Below are 4,208 nucleotides of genomic sequence, written 5' to 3'. Positions count from 1 at the left end.
ACAACAAATATTAGTATACTCGTTATTTCTAAAAGGTCAAATCCACCTTTTCATTCGTTTTATCATGGGTACAGCCGGCAGAGTTGTAATAAGCGCTGCTTGATATAGTTTTGCCTTTGTTTTCGCTTACGGGGGAAAACCTTTTTCTTTGCGAAAAATAGTTCGGATTATCGTGATTTTGCCGGGAGAAAAAAGGTAAAACTTTTTATTTTTTCTTCTAAAACAGGAAAAGGGCCCCGCGTCTCAACACTAACGCGAAGCCCTTTATGCCAATAATATTCAATTTTATTACAAACTGCCTGGCAAGTCGTCATTCTTGATCGGCCCAGTCGCTGTGCACAAACAGAACACCCTTGCGCGGAAGGCTTTCCCGCTAAATCGCGACTGCTGCCTTAGCCTTGGTCTTGCCGACAGCAAACTGACAAATACGCCCTTTCAGGAGGCTCATTCATCAACCATCTTTTCTGTCATTCGCATACGCCCTTTCCATAAGGTTCGATACGATATTCGAAAGTACTTTCTCTACTTAGGATAATAGCACAAAAGTTAAGCGCTTGCAAGCTATGGAGCTTAACTGATTTTTTCCTGCAGGCTCATCATTTCCAGCAGACTCTGGGCGGTAGCGCTCCCCTCGTTGCCGACCTTCAAGCCGGATCTTTGCAGGGCCTGGTCGATATTCTCCGTCGTCAGCATGCCAAAAGTCACCGGTACCTTGCCCGCCAAATTCAATTCCATGACCGCGCTGGTTACGTTGTTGATGATCATCGCGTAGTGGTCGGTCTCGCCCTTGATCACCGCCCCCAAGGTCATGATCCCGTCGTATTTGCCGGAATCAAGCAGCTTTTTAGCCGCGAAGCCCAGTTCAAAAGCCCCCGGCACCCAGTAAGTGTCGATATCTTCTGCCTCAATCCCAAACTTAACCAAAGTTTCTGCCGCGCCGGCTGCCAGGCTCTTGGTTACCAGCTCGTTAAAGCGGGACACCACAATCGCTACCTTGCCGTGTACTTGCTTAAAATCACCTTGAATTACTGCCATCTTTTTTCTTCCTCACTATAAACTGACTAACATGTGCTTGAAGCGGTCCCGCTTGGTTTCCAGATATCTGCGGTCCTCATCCGTTGCCGCCATCTCCAGGGGTAGGCGGTCAGTGATTTCAACCCCTGCCTCTTCCAATTGCTTGATCTTGTCCGGATTGTTGGTCAAAAGCTGAACCTGGTTAATTCCCAAATCCTTGATCATTGCAGCAGCCACGTCGTACTTGCGCTCATCTGGAGCAAAGCCCAAAAGCAGGTTGGCGTCATAAGTATCGTGCCCCTGGTCCTGCAGGGCATAAGCCCGGAGCTTGTTGGTTAAGCCAATTCCCCGCCCTTCCTGATTAAGGTAGAGGATAACACCAGATCCATTTTCTTCAATTTGCCGCATGGCTTGGTGGAGCTGGTGGCCGCAGTCGCAGCGCTTGGAACCAAGCACGTCCCCGGTTAAGCACTTGGAGTGAATCCGCAACATTACTGGCTCATTTTTAGCAATTTCGCCCTTTTTAATTACCAAGTTGCCATTGCCATAATCCTTGATTTCAAAATCGCCGTAGTCAGTTGGCAAGTTTACGAATTCCGGACGACTACTCGCGAAGCTCCGGCAGTATTCCTGCAATTCCGCGATCGTGAAGTATGGCAGGTCGTATTCCTTGGCGATTTCTTCCAGTTCCGGCCGGCGGGCCATGTGCCCGTCTTCTTTCAAGATTTCACAGATGTAAGCAACTTCTGCTTCACCAGCCAGTCTAGCCAGGGTGACTGAGGCTTCCGTGTGCCCGTTTCTTTCCAAAACGCCCCCGTCTTTAGCAACCAGCGGGAAGCAGTGGCCCGGCTTGAAGAAGTCTTCCGGCTTGGATTCCGGGTCCGCCAGAGCCTTGATCGTAGTTGCCCGGTCATAAGCTGAAATCCCCGTGCTTGTCGTCTTGTAGTCAACGCTAACGGTAAAGGCCGTCCCGAACGGGTCCGTGTTATCCTGCCACATCTGCGGCAGTTCCAGTCTTTCCGCGATCTCCCGGCCAATACTGGTGCAGAGCAGGCCCCGGGCATGCTTGGTCATGAAGTTGATTTTTTCCGGAGTAACCTTGCTGCCCAAACCGATCATGTCCCCTTCGGCTTCCCGGTCTTCATCATCGGCCACGATTACCAGGCCACCCTGCTTCATCCAGGCAATTGCATCTTGAATCTTTTTGACATCCATCTTTATTTCCTCGTGTTCTCTACTTATCCAATTCATTTTTTAAAAAAGCGGCCAGATTGGCTTCCACGTACTTGCCCAGCACGTCAGTCTCCAGGTTGACCTGGTCGCCAACTTGCAGGCCAGATAAATTCGTTTCATCCTGGGTGTGGGGAATTAGGCCAACTGAAAACCAGTTATCGCCAGTGTTCATCACCGTCAAGCTGGTCCCGTTGATGGCGACTGACCCTTGCGGGACGACCTGCTTTTTCAAGCGGTCCGGCAGGAAAAAGCGGAGCTCTAAAGCATTTTCGTTTTGCTTCAAGTCAACAACTTCTACTGTCTCATCAACGTGGCCACTCACGATATGCCCTTCAAAGTGGCCACCTACTGGCAGGCTGCGTTCCATGTTCACTTGGTCGCCGGCCTGCAGATTTTTGAAAGTTGTCTTGTCAAAAGTCTGCGGCATCATGGTCACCGTGAAGCTGTCCGCGGAAAAGCCTCCACCGTCAGGCAGCAGCCATTGACCGCGATCGAGTCGCCGATTTCCACCCCGGCCAAATTTTCCGGGACTGTCTTGACCGTCAAAACGATCGTCTTGCCTTCTTGCTCCAGGCGCTGAACCCGCGCCTTGCCGCTTACCAAACCACTAAACATCCTTGATCCTCCCATAGATTCTTACATCGTCGCCAACTCGCTCCGTTTGGACATCCTTTAAGTCCAGAGCTTCCGCGGATACGGCGGCTTCAGTCCCCCGGCCCAAAAAGCGGGGAGCAACATAGCTGATCACGTCATTGACCAAGCCGGCGGCCAGCAGACTCTCTTGCAAATGAGCCCCGCCTTCAGCGTAAATGCTCTGCACGCCTTGGTCAGCCAGTATTTTTATGCTGGTCAAAATTTTTCCATCCGGCAGGGCAAAAAGCTTTACCTGCTTTGGCAAATCCTGCTCTAAGAAAACCGGATTCTCCGTCAAAATCCAGGTCTCAGCCCGCTTATCGGAAAATAAGCGCAAATCCAAGTGGTCAAGGAGACGACCCCGCCGGTCCAGCACGACTCTGACTGGCGGGTGAACCAGGTCCTCGCTGGTCAATAGCAAAGGATCGTCGATGATCGCCGTTTCTGACCCGATCAAGACAGCTTGGTAACCAGCCCGTTCCTGGTGGACCCGGGTCCAGGCCTCAGCTCCTGTAATCGCGGTCCGCTCGCCCTTTTTAGCCAACATGTGGTCCAAGGTTACGGCCTGTTTTAAAGTCACGTAAGGCAGACCTGTTTGGTAAAAGTAGTTGTAGTGGTCATTTAGCCGGCTTGCTTCTTTTGCCAAAAGGCCAGTGCTTACTTCAAGGCCCGCCTGCCGCAAAGCAGCGATACCCTTGCCCGTTACAAGAGAGTGGGGATCGGTTGCCCCGACCACTACCCGCTTGATCCCGCTGTCTATAATCAGCTGGGTGCAGGGCGGCTGCTTGCCGTAATGGCAGCAAGGCTCTAAAGTCACGTAAATAGTGGAATTGGATAATTGTTCCGGAGTCAATTTGGAGATGGTATCACGTTCAGCATGGAAGCCGCCGTAGTGCTGGTGGAAACCAGTCGCCAGGACTTTGCCGTCCTTGACCAGGCAGCTGCCGACTCTTGGGTTGCGCCAGGTGGCATTGCCAGCCTTGCGGGCCGCGGCAATCGCCAGACGCATGTATTCTTCATCTGATGCCATCCAATCACTCCTTTCATTGCACGAAAAAAGCCCCGAGGAAATCCTCGAGGCCTAATAATCGATATCAAAATCAAATAGTAGCATCGCCAAATAAGCGATACGACATGGCAAAAATTGTATCGTTCTGTCTCCCATCTAGACTTTAACTATCGGTACCCTCACTTGGGATTCAACCGCATATCGCGGGTCGCGGACTTTACCGCCGGTCGGGAATTTCACCCTGCCCCGAAGAACATTATTCAATTCACGTTTCTTATGTTACCTGTTATTGAAAGCCCTGTCAAGCAAGAAGAAGATA

Annotated in this window: 3 protein-coding genes, 1 pseudogene and 1 riboswitch; all 4 genes and pseudogenes read right to left on the bottom strand. The window is 51.1% G+C overall.

Annotated features, from left to right (window positions below):
* Positions 1-570: 570 nt before the first annotated feature.
* Positions 571-1,035 (bottom strand): 6,7-dimethyl-8-ribityllumazine synthase, encoded by a 465-nt coding sequence (gene ribH / locus ACLUXO_RS09975; RefSeq protein WP_412137418.1) that lies wholly within the window; start codon positions 1,033-1,035, stop codon positions 571-573.
* A 15-nt stretch (positions 1,036-1,050) separates the two neighbouring features.
* Positions 1,051-2,229: a 3,4-dihydroxy-2-butanone-4-phosphate synthase gene (gene ribB, locus ACLUXO_RS09970; RefSeq protein ID WP_412137417.1), complete on the bottom strand. Its 1,179-nt coding sequence runs from the start codon at positions 2,227-2,229 to the stop codon at positions 1,051-1,053.
* A 19-nt stretch (positions 2,230-2,248) separates the two neighbouring features.
* Positions 2,249-2,862: pseudogene (locus ACLUXO_RS09965) on the bottom strand (riboflavin synthase).
* Complete coding sequence (gene ribD, locus ACLUXO_RS09960; protein WP_412137416.1) at positions 2,855-3,910, bottom strand: bifunctional diaminohydroxyphosphoribosylaminopyrimidine deaminase/5-amino-6-(5-phosphoribosylamino)uracil reductase RibD; 1,056 nt, start codon at positions 3,908-3,910, stop codon at positions 2,855-2,857. The pseudogene ACLUXO_RS09965 and the gene ribD overlap by 8 nt, the downstream one beginning before the upstream one ends.
* Positions 3,911-4,028: 118 nt before the next feature.
* Positions 4,029-4,147: riboswitch (FMN riboswitch) on the bottom strand.
* Between the last annotated feature and the right edge of the window lie 61 nt (positions 4,148-4,208).

It is taken from the genome of Lactobacillus delbrueckii subsp. bulgaricus, from assembly GCF_046938665.1.
Classification (GTDB): Bacteria; Bacillota; Bacilli; order Lactobacillales; family Lactobacillaceae; genus Lactobacillus; species Lactobacillus delbrueckii_C.
This window is presented reverse-complemented; position numbering and strand designations above follow the sequence as displayed.

What these genes read in the sequence shown, in the direction of transcription:
- ribB (WP_412137417.1), bottom strand. Translation starts at nt 2,229, where the DNA reads ATGGATGTCAAAAAGATTCAAGATGCAATTGCCTGGATGAAGCAGGGT.
- ribH (WP_412137418.1), bottom strand. Translation starts at nt 1,035, where the DNA reads ATGGCAGTAATTCAAGGTGATTTTAAGCAAGTACACGGCAAGGTAGCG.
- ribD (WP_412137416.1), bottom strand. Translation starts at nt 3,910, where the DNA reads ATGGCATCAGATGAAGAATACATGCGTCTGGCGATTGCCGCGGCCCGC.